Annotated in this window: 16 protein-coding genes and 1 pseudogene; 3 read left to right on the top strand and 14 right to left on the bottom strand. The window is 62.9% G+C overall.

Annotated features, from left to right (window positions below; all coding sequences use genetic code 11):
- Positions 1-226: 226 nt before the first annotated feature.
- Complete coding sequence (locus WS91_RS21580; protein ID WP_045598729.1) at positions 227-487, top strand: hypothetical protein; 261 nt, start codon at positions 227-229, stop codon at positions 485-487.
- Between the two features lie 9 nt (positions 488-496).
- Here WS91_RS21580 and tnpC read toward each other — a convergent pair whose 3' ends face one another.
- The 3 genes from tnpC to tnpA form a co-directional block, all read right to left on the bottom strand.
- Positions 497-2119, bottom strand: coding sequence for an IS66 family transposase (gene tnpC, locus WS91_RS21575; RefSeq protein ID WP_059670996.1), 1623 nt, complete (start codon positions 2117-2119; stop codon positions 497-499).
- Between the two features lie 99 nt (positions 2120-2218).
- On the bottom strand, positions 2219-2572 hold the full coding sequence (gene tnpB, locus WS91_RS21570) for an IS66 family insertion sequence element accessory protein TnpB (protein ID WP_059580646.1): 354 nt from the start codon (positions 2570-2572) through the stop codon (positions 2219-2221).
- Positions 2572-3033 carry an IS66-like element accessory protein TnpA gene (gene tnpA / locus WS91_RS21565; protein ID WP_059584105.1) on the bottom strand — a complete coding sequence of 154 codons (462 nt, stop codon included), beginning with the start codon at positions 3031-3033 and terminating at the stop codon, positions 2572-2574. Before tnpA ends, tnpB begins: the two co-directional genes overlap by 1 nt.
- A 69-nt stretch (positions 3034-3102) precedes the next feature.
- Here tnpA and istA point away from each other — a divergent pair.
- Both istA and istB read left to right on the top strand, forming a co-directional pair.
- Positions 3103-4419 (top strand): annotated as a pseudogene (gene istA / locus WS91_RS21560) (IS21 family transposase); the annotation flags it as partial.
- Positions 4416-5186, top strand: coding sequence for an IS21-like element helper ATPase IstB (istB, locus tag WS91_RS21555; RefSeq protein ID WP_059670994.1), 771 nt, complete (start codon positions 4416-4418; stop codon positions 5184-5186). The pseudogene istA and the gene istB, both read left to right, overlap by 4 nt.
- Before the next feature lie 146 nt (positions 5187-5332).
- On the opposite strand, the gene WS91_RS21550 is transcribed toward istB, so the two are convergent.
- The 11 genes from WS91_RS21550 to WS91_RS21500 all read right to left on the bottom strand — a co-directional run bounded on the left by WS91_RS21550 (position 5333) and on the right by WS91_RS21500 (position 17710).
- Positions 5333-5836 carry a glycoside hydrolase family 24 protein gene (locus WS91_RS21550; protein ID WP_059670993.1) on the bottom strand — a complete coding sequence of 168 codons (504 nt, stop codon included), beginning with the start codon at positions 5834-5836 and terminating at the stop codon, positions 5333-5335.
- Between the two features lie 2 nt (positions 5837-5838).
- Complete coding sequence (locus WS91_RS21545; protein WP_156432427.1) at positions 5839-6024, bottom strand: hypothetical protein; 186 nt, start codon at positions 6022-6024, stop codon at positions 5839-5841.
- An 89-nt stretch (positions 6025-6113) separates the two neighbouring features.
- Positions 6114-7496 carry a hypothetical protein gene (locus WS91_RS21540; protein WP_059670991.1) on the bottom strand — a complete coding sequence of 461 codons (1383 nt, stop codon included), beginning with the start codon at positions 7494-7496 and terminating at the stop codon, positions 6114-6116.
- A gap of 3 nt (positions 7497-7499) precedes the next feature.
- Positions 7500-8888: a hypothetical protein gene (locus tag WS91_RS36920; protein ID WP_059670990.1), complete on the bottom strand. Its 1389-nt coding sequence runs from the start codon at positions 8886-8888 to the stop codon at positions 7500-7502.
- 4 nt (positions 8889-8892) lie between these two features.
- Positions 8893-12033 (bottom strand): phage tail protein, encoded by a 3141-nt coding sequence (locus WS91_RS21530; RefSeq protein ID WP_059670989.1) that lies wholly within the window; start codon positions 12031-12033, stop codon positions 8893-8895.
- Entirely contained in the window at positions 12034-12465 is a 432-nt protein-coding gene (locus WS91_RS21525; protein ID WP_059670988.1) for an NlpC/P60 family protein, read from the bottom strand.
- Positions 12466-13548, bottom strand: a complete 1083-nt coding sequence (locus WS91_RS21520; RefSeq protein WP_059670987.1) for a DUF2163 domain-containing protein — start codon at positions 13546-13548, stop codon at positions 12466-12468.
- Positions 13549-13560: 12 nt separating this feature from the next.
- Positions 13561-14184, bottom strand: a complete 624-nt coding sequence (locus WS91_RS21515) for a DUF2460 domain-containing protein (RefSeq protein ID WP_059670986.1) — start codon at positions 14182-14184, stop codon at positions 13561-13563.
- A 7-nt stretch (positions 14185-14191) separates the two neighbouring features.
- Entirely contained in the window at positions 14192-17008 is a 2817-nt protein-coding gene (locus WS91_RS21510) for a phage tail length tape measure family protein (RefSeq protein ID WP_059670985.1), read from the bottom strand.
- A 7-nt stretch (positions 17009-17015) separates the two neighbouring features.
- Positions 17016-17294, bottom strand: a complete 279-nt coding sequence (locus tag WS91_RS37505) for a phage tail assembly protein T (protein ID WP_059670984.1) — start codon at positions 17292-17294, stop codon at positions 17016-17018.
- Complete coding sequence (locus WS91_RS21500) at positions 17291-17710, bottom strand: hypothetical protein (RefSeq protein WP_059670983.1); 420 nt, start codon at positions 17708-17710, stop codon at positions 17291-17293. Before WS91_RS21500 ends, WS91_RS37505 begins: the two co-directional genes overlap by 4 nt.
- Between the last annotated feature and the right edge of the window lie 24 nt (positions 17711-17734).

Here is a 17734-nt window from a genome sequence, read left to right as displayed (position 1 = left end):
GGCAGCCCATATCCAAAAGCGCGACGCGGTAGGCACGGGAGTGCGGGTACTTCCACCACATCTTGTCGAAACGGGACCAAACAACCGGAGCCGGTACATCGGCAGTCAGGCGAACCAACGCGATTGATGATTTGTAAGCGCTAAATCCGCCACACGTCGTTAGGTGACGTGTTACCGGGTAACATGTTTCGAATCGATAGTTACCGGGTAACGAAGGAGATGCGAGATGACGCAAACGACGGCGCAGCGGCAGGCGGCTTATCGGGCAAGGCGCGAGACGGCAGGCAAGGACGGCAACGGTGATCGACGTCTGGATATGTGGGTGAGCACGGAAGCGTATCTTGCTCTGACGCGGTTAGCTCGCCGTTACTCGGTAACGAAGCGCCAGATGCTGGAACGGTTGATCGCGCGGGCAGACGACGCGATTGTGCGCCGACTCGATCCCGATTCGGAACAGTGGGACCAATACTTCGGCCCAGCGCGGTAGCGATCGGAGTTACCCGGTAACGGCTTGCTGTCGAGCGAAGTTGAACGGTAGCAGGTCGCTAATATCGGCATCCGGTGCGCGCTGCGGCAATTCGGTCAGCACGTGCAGCAGATAGGCATGGGGATCGACGCCACAGGCTCGACACGTGAGCATCAGGCTGTAGACCATCGCGCTCGCTTTCGCGCCGTCGACCGTATCGCTGAAGAGCCACGACTTTCTCGCCGTGGCAAACGGCCTGATGTCGCGTTCGATGACGTTGTTGTCTATTGCAAACCGGCCATCGTCCACATAGCGACTCAGGTAAGGCCATTGCCGGAGACAGTAGCCGATCGCCTCGCCTAGCAGGCTCTTGGGCAGAACCTTCGGCGCGAGCTCGTCGAGCCAACTCTTGAAGGCGTTTAGCAACGGCACGCTGTGCTGTTGGCGCAAGCGGTACCGGTAATCGGCCAGCGTCTCGCCTTCGGGCAACGTCTGTTTGGCGAGCGTCTCGACCTGGTACAGCGCCTGGAAGAATTCGAGCGCCTTCGTGATGCGGGGGCTCGGTTTGTTCTTCTGCCCCTTGAGCGCATCCGTGAACATCCGGCGTCCATGCGCAAGGCATCCGAGGTGCGTGGCCGATTTGACCGTCCGCCACGCAGGCCAGCCGTCCGTCATCAGCGTGCCCGCGTAGTCTCCGAGGAACTCCTTCGGGTACTGCTGGCCACGCCCCGGCTGGTACTCAAACAGCACCACCGGCTGCTCGCTATCCTCCGCGCTTCGGTAGACCCACATGTATGACTTGTCCTGCGCGTTTCGGCCGTTCTCCTTCAGGACCTGGACGGTGGTCTCGTCGCCGTGAATCAGCCACTGGCTGAGCAGAATCTTCTTGAGCGCCTTGAACAGGCGCGTGTAGTGAAGCTCGGCGGGGCGGATGATCCAGTTCGCCAGCGTACCGCGGCTGACTGCGATATTCGAGCGTGCGAGCACGTCTTCCATCCGGTACAGCGGCGTGCCGTCGACATACTTGCCGGCCGTGACGGCGGCGATCATCGATGCACTGGCGTGACTACCCGGCAAGGGCTGCGCCGGCATCGGCGCGACCACGATCGGTGTGTGCGTGCCGTGACGCTCGCAGTGCCGACACGCGTACTTGAAACGCGCGTGCTGCAGCACCGAGACCTTGACCTGCATGTGCAACTGTTCGCTGATTTCCTCGCCCATCCGATGCATTGCCTTGCTGCAGCACGGGCAGATCTTCTGGTCTTCGGGCAGGTCGTACTCGATTCGCTCGCGCGGCAGGTCCGCGGGCAGCGGTTTGCGGCCACGCTTGCGCGGTTCAGGCTGGCCGGGTTCCGGCAACCCGGTATCGGGCAACGTCAGCGGCTCGCCGTCGTCCTCCTCGGCCGGCTCAGCGTGGGCTGCCTCTTCGGCCTCGTTGAACACGCGGTCGCGGCGCTTCTCGCTCTTCGGCGCGTACTGTCGGGCCAACGCGAGACGATATTGCTCTTCCAGCGCATCCAGGCGCTTGGTCAATTCGTCGATCCTGGCGTCACGCTCGGCAATGACCTGAGCATCGGCCGCCACCCGCTCCTCCAGCTTGTGGATATAGGCCTTGGCGGTGCGCGGAAGTCGGGGGAGATTGGGAGGGGACATGCGCTCAACGATAGCGAAACGCAGAGCCAAATAGGTTTACGCGAATTTGTAACAGCTAAAGCCGCCGTTGTTTACTGGCAACAGCGGCGATACCCTGCTTCAGTTCGTGTGGCAGTATTGCCGCGCTGGGTGGCGGCGCACGGCGTCGATATCGACGCCGTCGAGCAGCAGGTGAAGCTGCTCGGCCGTCAGTTCGATCACGGCTTGCTGACGGCGGGGCCAAACGAAACGGTCGGCCTCGAGGCGTTTCAATAGGAGCCAGAATCCGGCCCGGTCATACAGCAGAAGCTTCACGCGATCGCGTTTGCGGTTGTGGAACGCGAAGACGGCTCGCGCAAGCGGATCGAGCAGCATCGACTGCTCGACCAGCGCGACGAGGCTGTTGATGCCGGCGCGGAAGTCGATGGGCTCGCGGTGCAGGTAGATCTGCAGGTCCGCGTCGAAGCGGAACATCAGCGTGCCCCCAACGCTTCGATCATCGCCTTCACGAGAGCGCCATCGTGTGCGGCGCATTCGAGCTGTAGCGTTACGCCGTTGGGCAACTGCGCTGATAGTCGCGCCGGCGTCATTGCCTTCGCCGCTTCGTACCTGTGTGACGTTCGCCGTACGTTCACCGGCTCGGGGTTCGTGCGCACCGGTGCCACCTCGTTGATCGGAACGACCGGCACGAATGCCGATGGCAAGGGCTCGACGCACGCCGTCACAGCAGCATTCGCGCGTTCGCGCAATTGAATCCACTTATGCAGCTGGTTCGCGTTCACACCCGCCTTCAACGCCAGTCCGGCAATTGACGCGCCCGGCTGCAGGCAGGCTTCAATCAGCTTGCGCTTACCCTCGGCGTCAAACCTGCGCTTGCCCGTCGCGGTCACGCCGGTCACCCGCAGTGGCAGGAAATCAACTTCGTTCTGTGTCATCGGTTGCGTCCGCAAGTTGTAGTTGCGGACGCAAGCCTGCGCTCGTTCAGCTTTCGATTCTAGGTGGGGTTAAATTCGCGCTTACAGTCAATCTACCAGGACCTCGTCGACCAGCATGGCTTCACGGCCAGCTACGAGAGCGTCAAACGCTTCGTGCGAGCCCTGCGCCACGTCGATCCGGAACAGTTCGACCGACTCGAGTGCGCCGCCGGCGAAGAGGCACAGGTTGACTACGGTGAAGGTGCACCGACCCAAGATCCAAAGACGGGCCGCTACCGCCGGCCACGCCTGTTCGTCATGACGTTGAGGTATTCGCGACGCAGCTTCCGGCGCGTGGTCTGGAAGTCCAGCCAACAGGTCTGGGCACAACTCCACGAGGAGGCATTCCGGTACTTCGGCGGCAGCGTCAGTTACGTCGTCCTCGACAACCTCCGCGAGGGCGTCATCACGCCCGACCTGTACGAGCCCGAGATCAACCGGCTCTATGCCGCGATGCTCGAACACTACGGCGTCGTCGCCGACCCGGCCCGCGTGCGTGATCCGAATCGAAAGGGTGCCGTAGAAAACGCAATCAGACATACGCAGGACACGGCCCTCAAGGGTCGGCGTTTCGAGTCACTCGAGGCCCAGAACGAATTCCTGATGCACTGGGAAGAGAACTGGGCCGCCAAACGGATCCATGGCCGCGCGCGGCGACAGGTCGAAGCGATGTTCCAGGAGGAGAAGCCACACCTGCGGCCGCTGCCGACGACGGGCTTCCGTTACTTTACCGAGGTCGTGCGCACCGTCTGGGACGATACCACCGTGAGCATCGATCGCAGCAACTATGCCGCGCGTCCGGCACCCATCGGCTCTCTCGTGTGTGTGCGCATCTATGACACCACGATCGAGATCCGCGATCGCCGCTCGCAGGAACTGCTGCGCACCCATCCACGCCACATCGAACCCGGCTCGCTCGAGCTCCCCGAAAACGAGCGGCCATTCAATCCATCGCGCCAGACGAGCGTCGCGCTCTCCAGCGCTGGCGACATCGGTCCGCAAACAAGGGCGCTGTGCCAGCACCTGTTTGACGCCGAAGGCCGCGTTGGCCACCGCGGCATGTGGGGCATCGTCGCGCTGGCGAAGAAGTATCCCGCATGGCTCGTCGAGCAGGCCTGCGATCACGCCCTGCGTCATCACCTCTATCGATACCGGCAGATACGCGCCGTCGTCGAGCGGCTGTTCGAGCAGGCCCTTGAGCGCCTCGACCGGGCACCGCAGTTGGCCTTGCCGCTCACGCAGGAGCATCCGCTGATCCGCCCGGGTAACGAATACGGCGAGTTCTTCAACGCCGGCGCGCAGCACAGCGCCGCCTCTCAACCTCCCACAACAGGAGAATCTGTATGACCACCACGCTACCCGATATCGAGCGGGCGCTCAGGATGCTGCGCCTGTCCGGCGTACGGGACACACTGGAAACCCGCGTGCTGCAGGCACAGGGCACCCAGCAACCGTTCCTGGAAACCTTCGCGCTGATCCTGCAGGACGAACTCGACCGGCGTCAGTCGCGGCTCATCGAGCGGCGCTACCAGCAGTCCGGTCTTGAAGAGAAACTCACGCTGGCCGAGTTCGACTGGTCCTTCAATCCGAAAATCCCGCGTCAGGCCTGCTTCCAGTTCAACACGCTGAAGTTCATCGCCGCGGGCGAGAACGGGCTGATCATCGGCAAACCGGGCACCGGCAAGTCGCACGTTGCCAAGGCCGTCGCATACCAGGCCGTCCTGCAGGGGCACAAGGTCCAGTATCTTGAAACCGACGACTTCTTTAACCGCTATGCGCTCAGTGCACCCGAGCAGAGACAGACGAGGCTGCGCGCGATACTCGAGGCAGACCTGCTCGTGCTGGACGACCTGTTCCTGGCACGCTCGATCCCTGACGAGGCCGGCGCGCTGTTGCAGACCCTGGTCCATCAGCGCTACAAACTGCGCCGAAGCATCATCGTCACGTCCAATCGCGTAGTGCAGGACTGGGGAGCGTACCTGGGCGACAACACGATGAGCACGACGATCCTCGATCGCCTCATGCATCACTGCCACCAGCTTGAGTTCAACGGTCGTAGCTACCGGCTCAAGGAGGCCGCTGAGGCGCTTGCGCAGAAAACGAAAGAGGAATAAAACTCGACCTCGTCCTGCTTCACCTGGTGGGGGATTTTACGCGACCACAACCGGGGGAGTTTCAACTGACCGCCCGGGGCCGGTGACGAGGGACGAGACTTGATTCATGGTCGACTCCGTGGTCGTAGTGATGAAAATCGAACGGATTACGCGAGGTTGGTTGCCCCGCGCAGAATTGCGCCACCCGCATTGACGTAGGCGGTCTGCAATGCGGCGATCGTATTGACGTGCTGCCCGTAGTCGTTGCCGGGCAGGCTCGCCCAGATGCCAGAGCAGAGTTGGACCGCTTTCGTGAAATTGCCGATGTCGATGAACGGCAACGCACCTCTCTCGCGAATCTGCTGAAGTGCGATCCTGTCCTGCGAGAGCGGCGAGAAATCGGACAGCCGGAGCAATTGCCGGTACGACAACCAATAGCGATAGAGCAGCTGATACCGGCCAGCGGCAGTCGAGTCGAGCCCGGCATTGAAAATGTCCGGGTGCGTCGCGTAACTTGAAAACGTCAGCGGCTTCTCCGGTGTCGCGCCGACGAGCACCCGATAGCCGTCATCGGAATCGGGGATGCGCGATGTCCATTCGCTCCACGCGATCATGTCGAGAAACGCGGTCCGGTTGCGGCCACCGGCCTGCTGTGCGGTGATGACGGGCATGGTCAATCCTCCGTGCTTGTGCGGCGGCGAAAAATCTTGTCTCGCGCCAGGATGAAAATTTGCAGTACTGTGTAGACGAGCGTGGCCGACAGCACCACGTTCGACAGCGTCAGGTACGCCGCGACCTGGCCCAGCAGCGTGCCGATCAGGCCGCCAACCCATGCGATCGACACCTTGACGGATTCCATGACGTGATCGTTGCTCTCCACGGGCGTGCTCCAGAAATGAAAAACCGCCCCAAAGGGCGGCGATGGACTTCTGCGAGGCCAGGTTCAACCTAAGGGCCGCAGGAGTAGGAAAAGACAGCTAACGCGAGATCGGGCACTGCCTGTGGCTGGAATGCGTAGAACCCGCACGAATCGGGCGTGAGAAATGAGTTGATCGCCTCGCTGAAAAGCGTTTGCCACGAAGAACCATCACCCGAAACCTCGTAATACCAGTTCGTCGCGTCGCTACGGACTCGCATCCATTCAGGAACGGCACCAAGGTTCGTGGAGAAGGGGTTGCCGCTCCACGACGAGAAATTGCTGAAGTTGCCGACCCAGTAGCCGAGCTGGTTCTGATACGCGAGCTCAAAGAGTTTCAGCTTACCGCTCGCGCTGTCATACAGGCACGGGCCAACGCACCCGTAGTTGGCATTCAGCGGCGCCGCGCGCAAGCGCATCGTTACCTGAAATGCGCCCGATGGAATCGGCTGCGTGAGGACAAATGCCTGAGCGCTGCTTGAATGCGGTGCGACAACGCCAATGCCCCACGGATATTGCGTGGCGACGGCGCCCGTTGCTCCCTGATTACGCGCTGTGAAGCCGGACAATTGCGGCACCGTGTCCGTCACGCCATGCGACGAATTCGGCGTGATCGTCGCGCCTGAACCTACCGCCGTCACACTCGCGTTCGTGAAATTCAGCGACCCCGGCGCCACGGCCTTTACGATCCCGGCCTGTTCGGCCGCGCTGAGCGTGCCGACAAGAGACAATCCTGCGCCGAGCTTGCCGCCTTCGGTCACCTGCAGGTTCGCGCCGCCCGAGAGCGACTTGAAGGCGAGTGATTGCGCGGTCGAATTCGCTGTGTCGAGAATCGGAGCACCACTGCCTTCATTCGATGCCCCGGTGACCGTGCCACCGGGGCAGGTCAGCACCAGACTTCCTGCACCGTTGTCCGTGATCGAAAAATTCCCATCTGCGGCCAGCGTCTTCACGACGAGACTCGCAGCCGTGGATGACGATGTATCGATCAGGCCGGCGCCGCCCCCTTCGTTCACGCCGCCGCGCAGAGATCCGCTGATCGCGTTCGGCTGGTAACTGCGCACGTCGGTGTAGCTCGACGCCGTCAATGTGCCGGTCACGACCTGATACAGCGGGAACGAGGTAGTCGGAAAGCCCGAGGTGTTGGTGCTGACCACGCCCGTCACTGGGTCCGCAAAGATATAGTTCGTCGCACTCGCGGCAAGCGTCAGGGTTCCGTCGGGTACCGATTGCATGACGCCCGCCGGATTCGTATAGGTGCCGCCGTAGTAGCCCCAGACAAGGCCACCCGTCGTTGCCGCGCGCCGGCCCCATAGCATCATCGGGCTGGCGGCATCGAACAGCGCATTAAGCGTTGCCTCCTTCGTCGAGGAAGTCGCGAATAGCATATCGAGCAGGGTCGAGCTGTTCGACATGACTTACGCTCCGGCGTACCAGGAAAACACCGAAAGGCCGACGGCTTGCCCGTTCGGATCAGCGAAGAATCCCACCTGGTCCGGCGTCAGAAAGGTCGTGCGCGAGAACGAGTACATATTCACCCACGTGACACCGTCCGGCGACACGTCGTAATACCGGTTCGTCCCGTCGTCACGGATCCGGTGCCAGTCCGGCCAGAAGGTCATCGCGTACTGCGAGCCCTGAAATCCGTTCCACGAGGTCGGGCTGTTGAAGTTGCCGATGCCGTACTGGAATCCGCTCTGATACAGCAGGCCTGCGACCTGCAGCAGACCGCTTGAACTGTTGCGCCAGACGAGCCCGCACTTGATGTAGCTGGAGCTGGCCGGAAACGCGCGCATGCGGGCGACGATCTGGTAGGGCGTCGCGGGCGCGGCAATCACGAGGCACGCGCAATTCTCACCGCCCGCTTTCGGCGTGGACAGGCTGATGCCCCAAGGTTCCTGCAGCGCGGTGGCACTGCCCTGGTTGACCCAGGTGAAATTCGACAGGTTTGGTGGTTGATCGGGCGCGCCGAAACCAGAGAACAGCGCGATCTGCGCTTGCGATCCACCCGGATTCGTGACTTGCGCCCCCAGGAAATTGAGCAGCGTCGCCGCATTGACGACCGTAGTCCCGTTCTGCTGGATCGCCGGCGCAACGGCAGCGGCCGCGTTCGCATCGATTGCAATGCCGGCGAATCCATTGTCGGTGATGGTGATGCCGCTGCCGGCGACCAGTGTTTTGAACGCCAGGTTGCTCGACGTAGTGGAGGCAGTGTCGAGCACGCCGACTCCACTGCCTTCGTTGCTGCCGCCCGTGACGGTGCCGCTCGTACCGCTCGTGCTGATCGTAAGCCCGTTCGATCCACCGTCCGTGACGGTGACACCGGCGCCGCCGATCAACGACTTGAAAGCGAGCGTCTGCGCCGTAGAATTCGCTGCATCCAGCACGGGCGTGCCGCTGCCTTCGCTCGTTGCGCTGCGGACGGTGCCCGCGATCGCGCTGGGCTGGTAGCTTCGGCAGTCTATGTAGCTGGAGATGCCGGTCGAACTGGTCACGATCTGGTAGAGCGGAATCGACCCGGCGGGGAAACCCGTGGTATTCACCGACACGGCACCGGTCGTGGCGCTCGCATACACGTAGTTGGTCGCGCTCGCGGTGAGCGTGACGGTGCCGTTCACGATCGCATTGGCGGTCGTGCCGACCATATACGTGCCGCCATAGTAGCCCCACGTCAGGCCACTCGTCGTGCTCGCGCGCCGGCCCCAGATCATCGCGGGACTCGCCGCATCGAAGAGGGCATTGGCGATCACTTCCTTGGCCGCCTGATTCGTCGCGATGGTGTCGAGCAGCGTCGTGCTGTTGGACATCGTGTTACCTCGTGATGGTCGTCGTGGCAGATGCGCCCAGCACGCCCTGATCGCTGTTCTGCTGCACGCGGAAGGTGATCGTCGCGCCCGTCGAGAAGCCGTCTGCCGTGATGTTGGCGGCGGTGTACGTCCAGGTGCTGCCCGCACCATTGCCGGCAACCGTGACGGTCCGAACTGTGATCGAGCCGTTCAGGATCGTGAGCGTGTAGTTCTCGGCTGACTCGTCGAGTGGGACATCGGCGCCATCGAACCACTGGGCGCGCACGCGGGCACGCCGGGTCCACGACAGCGAGATGTCGGAGGCGCTCGACGCGCTGCCGTGCGCGGCCATGAAATACACCGGCGAGAGCGGCATGATCCGGCCGTTCTTCGGCGTGACGCTCACCTGCGCACCGGGCGAGCCCGAGAACGGGTTGAGCAGGAATGTCTCGAAGTAGAGCATCGAGCCGAAATCCGTCGTCTGGATCGGCATCGACACGATCGCAGCAGGATCGAGCAGCACGAACCGCTCGCCGGCGGCGTGGGTTGTCATGGCGGCTTCCGTGCCACCGCGCCCTCGCAGCAGGCCGGACAACGTCCAGGTGTTGGCTGCCGTCTGCGTCGCGTTGCGGAAAAACAGGATTTCGCCACCCAGCCACGCCGCATTGGCGCCGGCGAGGAAATCCGCATAGCTGCACGAAGCGAGCGCCCCTTCGTAGAGCATGATACTGACCGTATTGATTTCGTCCGGGAGGTTGCCGCCGCCGAACAATGACAGGGCACCTGCCGCGTAGCCCATGACGGACGCATGGGTGATCTGCGCGAACTGTGTGAACGTCACGTCATCGCGCGACAGGTCGATCGCCGCACCGGGCCACGACGAAGCCATCCCGCAGGCAGCGAGGTAAACCCCGGGCGTGTTATCTGCATCGCGCAGCGGCGGAATGTCGAGCACAGAGAGGATGGTCGGGCCGCTGTAATCGATCTGCTGGCTGGCAAAGCCAAGCGCAGTGCCGCCCTGCGTCGTGTATGAGGTGCCCGGATAGATATCGGGCTCCTCAAGCGCGGCGCCCCAGAGGAGCGACCCTTGTCCGTCATACTGGCAACGCGTGATCCGGGCGATCCAGCTCTCGCCGTTCGCACCCTGCAGTGTCATCACGTCGCCCGGCTCGTACTGCAGGTAAGCGAGGCCTGTCGTGAACTGGAAAGTTTTGCGGCCGACCCATGCCGACCACAGCATGGCCTGGGTACGCGCGAGCGCATCGGAGCCCGCGAGAACGATCGGCACCTGCATGACGGTGTCGCGGTTCGAGTTCGTGTATGCGCGCATCGCGCGCTGCGTGTTCGGGTTGTAGTCGTCTCCGAGTTCCGGGTAGGTCAGCTGCATCGAGCGCGGCAGATCGACCTCCTGCACGATCGTCTCGGTGACCGGTGTCGTGTTCGCTGTGTCCGCCAGATTTGGCGATGCACCGAGATCGGCGTACAGGAAGGTCCCGGCCGGTTGCGCACCGCGCTTCACGAACCGGATCACACCGCCCGAATCGCACGCATCGAAGAAGTACGTGGACATCAGCGGGCCCAGATTGCTGCGCGTGGTCGAATGGTTCGTCACGCAGTAGCCGTTCAGCACGTCGGTGAGCTGCGAGACATCGATCTGCGCGGCGGACAGGCCCGCACGGCTGCACAGGTCGGCCACGACATTGCCGACCGTCGTGAAGGTCTGGCCCTGCGAGATCCACATGTAGCCAAGCGAGATGCTGTTGAGATTCGCACCCGAGGCGAACACGAAGAAATTCTCGTTGATGGCCACCATCGTCGAGACGCCGAACGGGGCATAGCCGATTACCGTATAGGTGTTCTGCGATGGCCGGAACAGCGACACGGCGAGGTTGTCGCCGACCGTGTAGATGTAGTCGTCTGTGAGCACATACCCGGTGTTCGCATTGAAATTGATGCCGGTATACGTCGCGGTGACGGCTAGCGTATCGCGGTCGAACTGGAACAGATGGCCGGTCAGGTCGTCGAATGCATAGACATGCGTGGCCGAGCCACCGAGGATGTGCCATTCGCCCAGCTGGGTACTCTGCGCGACGATCAACCCCTGTTGCGACAGGTCGCACCGGTAAATCGGGCGGCCGCTCGTCGTATAGAACGAGCTCAGGAGGAGGTCGGTACCGTTGCGCCAGAAGCAGGCCTCATCGCCATCGAAGCCGAGGTCCATGCTGCCCGTCAGGCTCATGTCGTCGTAGGAGCCGTCCGGATGCAGCCATCCAGGCCAGGTGTAGATGCCGGCTACATCGCTGTAGCCGAGCGGCATGTTGATGCCCCCCCGGTTGCCGTTCCAGGGAATCAGCTGCGTCTGGACGGCGCCATAGGCGCTCAGGTTCGCGACGGTCACGCCGTTGTAGCCGAAGTAATACCCGTAGCCCATCGCGATGCCGCCCGACGCCGACAGGCACGGCGCCATGAAGAACGTTCCGAGCGAGGTCGAGTACGCATACGTTGACGCCGAGCGCGAAGTAGCGAGCGCAGCCGGCGCCGTGACGACCTCGAACGAGAGCGACGGCAGATAGTTGCCCCACTGCGAGAGGTCCAGTTCGTTGAATACGACGTAGGCCAGTCCCCGGTACGCGGGCGTGTTGTTCACGCCAAGCGCGGCCTGCATCACCGGATCGGGCAGCTGGTTTTCATCGCCGGGGTAAACGGTGAAATTCGTCACCATCTGGTTCGAGCCACTGATCGCCTGGAAATTCGACGGATCAGACACGTCGTAGATCAGCTTGCCGTTGGCCCAGATGCGCCGCACCGCCGTAATTGGACCCGCGCACAGACCGACAGCGAACGACATGGATACTTTCTGCTGCTGCGGTCCTTTGCCAGCCGCCCCTTTACCGCTGCTGGCGACGTAAGGCTGCCCGGCCCAGATGATATTGCCGGCAATCCGGTAGATGCCGTAGGCAAGCGGGATCGGCTTCCCGTAGGCACTGTCCTGGATGCGTATATCGGCGGGCTGTGGTCCCTTCTGGCGAAACAGCAGGCCACCGGCGATGCCGCCCGCCATCCAGCCAAGTTCCGCCCCTTCTGCAATACCGGCAGGCCCGCCGATCAGGAATCCGGCCGCACCACCAACCACGGCGCCGGCGGCGGACAGGACAAGCTGGCCCATTCAGACGACTCCAGGGATGCAGTAAGCAGCGATCACGTGGCGCCGGGTTTTCTCATCAAGGCGCGATTCGACCACGCGCTGGTTCGGCAGATACGCGTGGATAAAGTGATCCGCATCGGTCAGGATCGCCACGTGGATCGGCGTGGCGTGCCACGCGAACAGCAACACATCGCCGCCCTGGGCATCTGCAAGCGGAACTCGTATCAGGTGAGCCTCTAGTGCGCCGCGCAGCCGGCCATCCGGGCGGCGCCCGTAATCGGGCGCATCAGGCACGTCCAGGCCGACTGCGCGCGACACGCCGATCACAAGACCAATGCAGTCGCAGGCGGTGCCCTTCAAGCGTCCTTGATGCTGGTACGGCGTGCCGAGCCAGTCGCGGGCTTCGGCGACGAACTGCTCGCGCGTGATGGTTACCACGGCATGATCTTCCATTCAGTTCCCCTGAGGCGAGAGCAGGAGGTCGGGGCCGGGGATATACGGCTCGCCACGGAAATGGACGATGTTGTTGTAGCGCGCGTAGCAGGTGCCAAGCTGCTTGTCGCAGCCGGCCGTGATCGTGTACGTGTCGCCGATTGCCACCGGATACGGCATCGCCATCGCGAGCGTGACGACGCCCGGCGCAAACGCCTTGACCTCCATGACGAAGCCCGCGTTCTGGCCGGTCAGCCACTTGACCTTGCCGAACGCGAAATACCCGACCGTGTAGTTGTAGCTGATAAAGATCTCGCCGCCGGCCTGTGCGCTGTTGAAGGTAAAGAGACCCGTGGACAAAACCGTGTACTGCCCGGATCCGGTCCCGACACCGTAGGTGGTGCCATATGAATCGACGACCGAGATCGTCGAAACGAACGCACCACCGTTGGGCGGCACGACCTGGACCGTGAACGGCGAGCGCGTCGGGATCTTGTGGCCGGTCGTATCGGTGTAGGCGACGACCGGCCCGGTCTGCGTGAGGCCGGGATCGTTCCAGCTGGTCGCGCTGTTCACGCTTGCGACCTTCCCGTTGAAGGTGAGCGACGTCACGTCGACCGTGCATTTCGCGTCGCCAAGCTGCGCGCGGCAGGTCGGGCTGTACACGTCACCCTGTTCCTGCTGCATCAGCTGCGCCACGCCGCGCATTTCGACCTGGTAGGCCCCGTTCGTGATCGTCACCTGACCGAGCGTGCCGCTCGCCAGCGTCACAGCGCCCGCCGACGGATTCGTGTAGTCGACCAGCATGCAGGTCACCTGCGCGAAATCCCACTGTCCGGACTCAAGCGAGGTCTGCGTGATGGCCGAACTGTCGAACACCGCCTGTACCTCGAGGTTCAAGGTCGAGAGGTCGCTCGTGCTGTCGATCTGCGAATGGGTGTAACCGCCCGCGGACTGATACGTGAGCCCGCCGTAGGTGACGGGCTGGTCGAGATCGGTGAATGCGAACACCTGTCCATCGGTGCGGGTGATTTTCCAGAGCGTGCAGACGGTCTGCACCTCGCTCTGGAGCGTAGTGAGGAGGGCGTTGGGAATCGTACGCATGAGGGAGGCAAATTACGGGCGGATCTCGATCAGGGGGATCGATCCCCAGTCGACCAGCAAATCGCCAACCGGACCATTCCGGTCCATGATCTGCTTTTTCATCTGGTCCACATCGAACCGTGCAGGCACATCGAACTGCCCGGTCCACGTGAGCGTGGGGGAGCCCGTCGGCGCCGGCATAATCGTCACAAGGCCCGTGGTCGTGTCGAGCGTGACGCCCGTCGTGAGGGGCACGCCGGATTTGATAATCTGCACGCTGCCCGCCACTGGCTTCTGGATCAGCCGCGATTCAGTGAGCGCGCCGTTCGCATACAGCTTCGTCATTTGGTAGACGCCACTCGTTGCGGTCGCAATCAGTACGCCGGCGCCGCCGTCAGAGTAATCGGTCCAGTCCTTTATACGAAAACCATATGCGCGTCCCTTGACCGTGCGAAAGAAGGCATCGAGCGTTGCGGTATCGGCGGCGTTCATCGCCCGGCGCCCGACCTCGAACTGAATACGCGACTGCGTCCAGGCCGGAATGCGCGTGTCACGCCCGCTGTAGACCTGATTGACCACGGTCAGATACGTAGGGCCGACGGTGGCACCGAAAGCGATGTTGTCCGGAAAGCGGGGCGATTCGAGAAACGTCGTCATCGCGGAATCAACCGTTCCTTGCTACCGCGATGTTTGCCTGCCGCATGATGGCCTGGGCCTGCTGCTGCGCGCTCTGCCGGGTCGTGCCGGGCGGCACCGCAATATTCAGGTTGAACGTGTGGCCACCCCGCGCGGGACCGGACGAACCACCCGGGGTAACCGTGCCGCCCTGGTTGCCCATCATGAGGAATGTGCGGTTCGCGACGGTCAGCAGCTCCGGTCCTTTCTCGTTGACCTCGTAGAGGCCGCCGGGCGACGTATCGCCGCCGGATGCCATATGAAACGGATAGGTCAGCATGCTGCCGATATCGTCCGCCGCGACACTGAAATCGGGCGTCAATCCCGTCAGGCCGGACTGCATGACATCCGTCGAGAACGACATCGCACTGCCGCCCGTCAGCCCAAGCAGGCCCATACCCCAGCTGAACAGCTGCCCCAGCCACCCGCCCGAACTGCTGCCGGAACTGGCGCCCGAGCCAATGCCGAACAACTGATTTGTCAGGTCCTGCGCGATGATCCGCGTGATGGCCTGCTCAATGCTATTGGCCATATCGAGGAATTCCTGCCGCAGCGTCTTCGTGCGAGTAATCGTGTTATCGAGCATATTCGCGAACGAGTTTGCGAAGACGTCCGTGATCGACTTGCCAAGCACATTGCTGGATGCGGACAGTTGCCGCACCTGAAGCCCGAACTGCTGCGCCTGAAGATCGAGTTGCGGCAGTCCCGAGTTCGATGCGATGCCCTGCATCTGCTGCTGGATCTGCGCAAGCTGCTGCGCGGCCTGCTGGCGAAGGTGGCCGAGTTCGACCATGCCAGTAACGGCACCTTTCTCGCCTGTCTCCTGTGCGACGGCCAGTTCCTTCTCCGCGAGGGTAAGCCGTTGGGTGATCTGCTCAGCTTCCTGCTTCAGCGAATTCATCTGCGCCTGTGCGACGGCAGCATTGCGTGCCTGTGCTAGCGTGGTAAGCGTATCGGTGTCGCCGCTCAATGTGGCCTGCCGCTGCAGATGACCGTGCTCGCGATCAAAATCCGCGCCCGCCGTGCGCCCCGGATCACGGTCGAGCTTGCCGAGTTCCGAGTTCAGCTTCTCGACCTCGTCCCGGTATTTACGCGTATCCTCGGTCTGCTTCTCGGTCAGTTCTGACAATTGCTCCGACGACTGCAGTAGCGCCTGCTGTTCGTCGTTGCGCAGCGCGTTCGCCCGGTTCGTCAGCGTGACGCGGGCCCGGGCATCGGCCGTGCGCTTTGCCGCGCCTTCGACGATCGTGATCTGCTGATCGTATAGTGTGCGGATCTGAGAGTTGTACTGCTCGATCGCGGCCTTCGACTGGTCGTAGTACGCCTGCTCGCTGATGTGGTCATCGCGATACGCGAGTTCCAGCTGTTTCTGCCGATCCTGCAGCAACCGGGACTGCGAGGTGATCTGTTTCTGGATCGGCTGGGTCTGCGCGTCAAGATTCGCGCGATCGAGTCCCGCGCCACTCCCATGGCTGTATTCCTTGCGGATACGCTCCTGCATCGCGGCGATGTCGGTGGGTGAGGCGCCCGCCTGCTGGCCGACACGAGCGGCTTCGTCGAGTTCTTCCTTCAGGCGCTCCGCGCCGACCTTGTGCGCCTTCGCGAGCTCGTCCCAGCGCGTCTTCGCCGCGACGACCATCTCATCGGTGTGCGCCTTATAGGCCGCCAGTGACGCCGCATCCTGCTGGCGACGCGCGAGTGATGTGGCTGCCGACTGCTGGCGAGTCAGGTCGTCGTAACTCCCGCCCGCTTCAAGTCCACCGAGTCCCTCGCCAACGCCAAGTGCATAGGATGTGTCGGTCTGCCCCGAGCGCCTAGCGGCAAGCGTGCGGTTGATGCGGGCGGCTGTTTCTGCCGCCGTCTCGGCGCGGCCGACCGACATCAGCGCGTCGGCAGCATCGCTGATTGCGGACTTCACTCCGCGCCAGGCGCGCTCGATGTAGCCGAGGTTCTCCGTCGCTGCGTTGCCAAGGTGCTGGTAGAGCGCCGTTGAGGCAACCTCCATCGCCTTTTCCTGCTGTCCGGCCTCCTCGAGCGCCTTGATGTGGTCGTACAGCGCGCCGTCGACGAAGTGATACTGCCTGTTCGCATCGAGTGCCCATTTCAGCATGCCGTCCGACATGCCGGCGAACTGGCGCACGATTTCCTGCGCATTCTGGCCGGTGGCGACCTGCAGTCGGGTGGCGGCAAGCGCGACGGATTCGAGCGCCCCTGAACTGATGCGCCCGGACGAGATCAGTGCCTGCGTGATCTCGCGCGCATTGCCGATCGTGGCACCCGTGGCATCGGCGACACTGCGTGACAGTCGGTTATAGCTCGCTTCGGTCTGGCCGGCGTAGTTGCTGGTCAGCATGATCGAGCGTGCGAGCTGGGCGGACTCCATCGCGCCCTTGATTACCATTGCGGCAAAGCCGGCAACGGCTGTGGTAAGCCCTGCGATCGCGATGCCTGCCGGGGATGCGAGCTTCGACATGATGTCGATACGCTCGCCCAGCACCAAGAGCGATCCTGCCGCGCGCTTGAAGTTGCCGGTGGCCAGTTCATGGGCGAGCACCAGCATCTCGCGCCGCGCACCGACCGATGCGTGGCCGACCCGTTCGATGCTGGCTGCGGCTTCCTCGGCACCCCGTACGCGCTGGATCGCACGCCCGGCCGTGGCGACGCCCTGGATGTTGTCGGATGTACGGGAGGCGGCCGCATCCATGCGGCGCATCGCAGACTCGACGATCTGCTGCAGGCGCCCCATATCTTCCTGCGTGCGTGCGACGTTGCCCTGCAGTTCGAGAACGAGGGAACCGAGCGACATGGGGCGATTACGTGCGGTTAAAGACCAGTTTCAGGATCGTGGCGGATTGCTGCTCGGGGTCGTCGAAGAAGATCGGTTTGTCTTCGACGCGCGGCAGGTAGGGCATGAAGTCACTCGCCCGGTAGGGTTTGGGCAAGGTACGGTTGCCGTGATTGCCGACGGCGGCAGCGATGATGCCGGCGCGCAGGTCGGCACGTGCCTCACCAATCGCCTCGACGCGCTCGAATGCCATCCATTCGGTCAGTTCACTGCTGTCGAGATTGGCCAGCAGTTGCCGGACCGTCATGCCGAGGGCTGCGGCGAGCCGGAAGCAGAAGCGTCGAGCTGGCCGCTCACGGAGTTTTTTTCCGCGTCCGCCACGGCGTCCTTCGACAGGCCGTTGATGCGCTGCGCGGCGACGAACAGGCGCTCGATAACGGCCGCGTTCTTGCCCGCAAACGCTGGCAGGTCATCCGGTGTGAAGAGCGGCGTGCCGGTTTCATCGACCGCCGTAAAGATCACGAGCTTCGCGCGCATGTTCTCGGTATCGATCGTGTACCGACCCGAGGCATCCTTCGTCATCAGGCTGGTTTCATAGGCGTCGCGTTGCGCGCCCGTCATTGAACGGATGATGACGGCACCGCCCCATTCGGGCACGTCGACGGTAACGGTTGCGAGGTCATTGGCCGCAAGGATGGCGGCACGATTCAGGATCGTGGACATGGAAGTTCCGTGGTGAGGTGACAG

Source organism: Burkholderia sp. MSMB1498, from assembly GCF_001526245.1.
Classification (GTDB): Bacteria; Pseudomonadota; Gammaproteobacteria; order Burkholderiales; family Burkholderiaceae; genus Burkholderia; species Burkholderia savannae.
Note: the sequence above shows the minus strand (reverse complement) of the source record. Positions and strands in the feature narration are given on the sequence as shown.

Excerpts from the sequence above, each read along its gene's own strand:
- WS91_RS21515 (WP_059670986.1), bottom strand. The coding sequence starts at position 14,184 with ATGACGACGTTTCTCGAATCGCCCCGCTTTCCGGACAACATCGCTTTC.
- WS91_RS36920 (WP_059670990.1), bottom strand. The coding sequence starts at position 8,888 with ATGTCCAACAGCACGACGCTGCTCGACACCATCGCGACGAATCAGGCG.
- WS91_RS21580 (WP_045598729.1), top strand. The coding sequence starts at position 227 with ATGACGCAAACGACGGCGCAGCGGCAGGCGGCTTATCGGGCAAGGCGC.
- WS91_RS21545 (WP_156432427.1), bottom strand. The coding sequence starts at position 6,024 with ATGGAATCCGTCAAGGTGTCGATCGCATGGGTTGGCGGCCTGATCGGC.
- WS91_RS21530 (WP_059670989.1), bottom strand. The coding sequence starts at position 12,033 with ATGGGCCAGCTTGTCCTGTCCGCCGCCGGCGCCGTGGTTGGTGGTGCG.
- WS91_RS21525 (WP_059670988.1), bottom strand. The coding sequence starts at position 12,465 with ATGGAAGATCATGCCGTGGTAACCATCACGCGCGAGCAGTTCGTCGCC.
- WS91_RS21540 (WP_059670991.1), bottom strand. The coding sequence starts at position 7,496 with ATGTCGAACAGCTCGACCCTGCTCGATATGCTATTCGCGACTTCCTCG.
- WS91_RS37505 (WP_059670984.1), bottom strand. The coding sequence starts at position 17,294 with ATGACGGTCCGGCAACTGCTGGCCAATCTCGACAGCAGTGAACTGACC.
- WS91_RS21520 (WP_059670987.1), bottom strand. The coding sequence starts at position 13,548 with ATGCGTACGATTCCCAACGCCCTCCTCACTACGCTCCAGAGCGAGGTG.
- tnpB (WP_059580646.1), bottom strand. The coding sequence starts at position 2,572 with ATGTTCCGCTTCGACGCGGACCTGCAGATCTACCTGCACCGCGAGCCC.
- istB (WP_059670994.1), top strand. The coding sequence starts at position 4,416 with ATGACCACCACGCTACCCGATATCGAGCGGGCGCTCAGGATGCTGCGC.
- tnpA (WP_059584105.1), bottom strand. The coding sequence starts at position 3,033 with ATGACACAGAACGAAGTTGATTTCCTGCCACTGCGGGTGACCGGCGTG.
- WS91_RS21500 (WP_059670983.1), bottom strand. The coding sequence starts at position 17,710 with ATGTCCACGATCCTGAATCGTGCCGCCATCCTTGCGGCCAATGACCTC.
- WS91_RS21550 (WP_059670993.1), bottom strand. The coding sequence starts at position 5,836 with ATGCCCGTCATCACCGCACAGCAGGCCGGTGGCCGCAACCGGACCGCG.
- WS91_RS21510 (WP_059670985.1), bottom strand. The coding sequence starts at position 17,008 with ATGTCGCTCGGTTCCCTCGTTCTCGAACTGCAGGGCAACGTCGCACGC.
- tnpC (WP_059670996.1), bottom strand. The coding sequence starts at position 2,119 with ATGTCCCCTCCCAATCTCCCCCGACTTCCGCGCACCGCCAAGGCCTAT.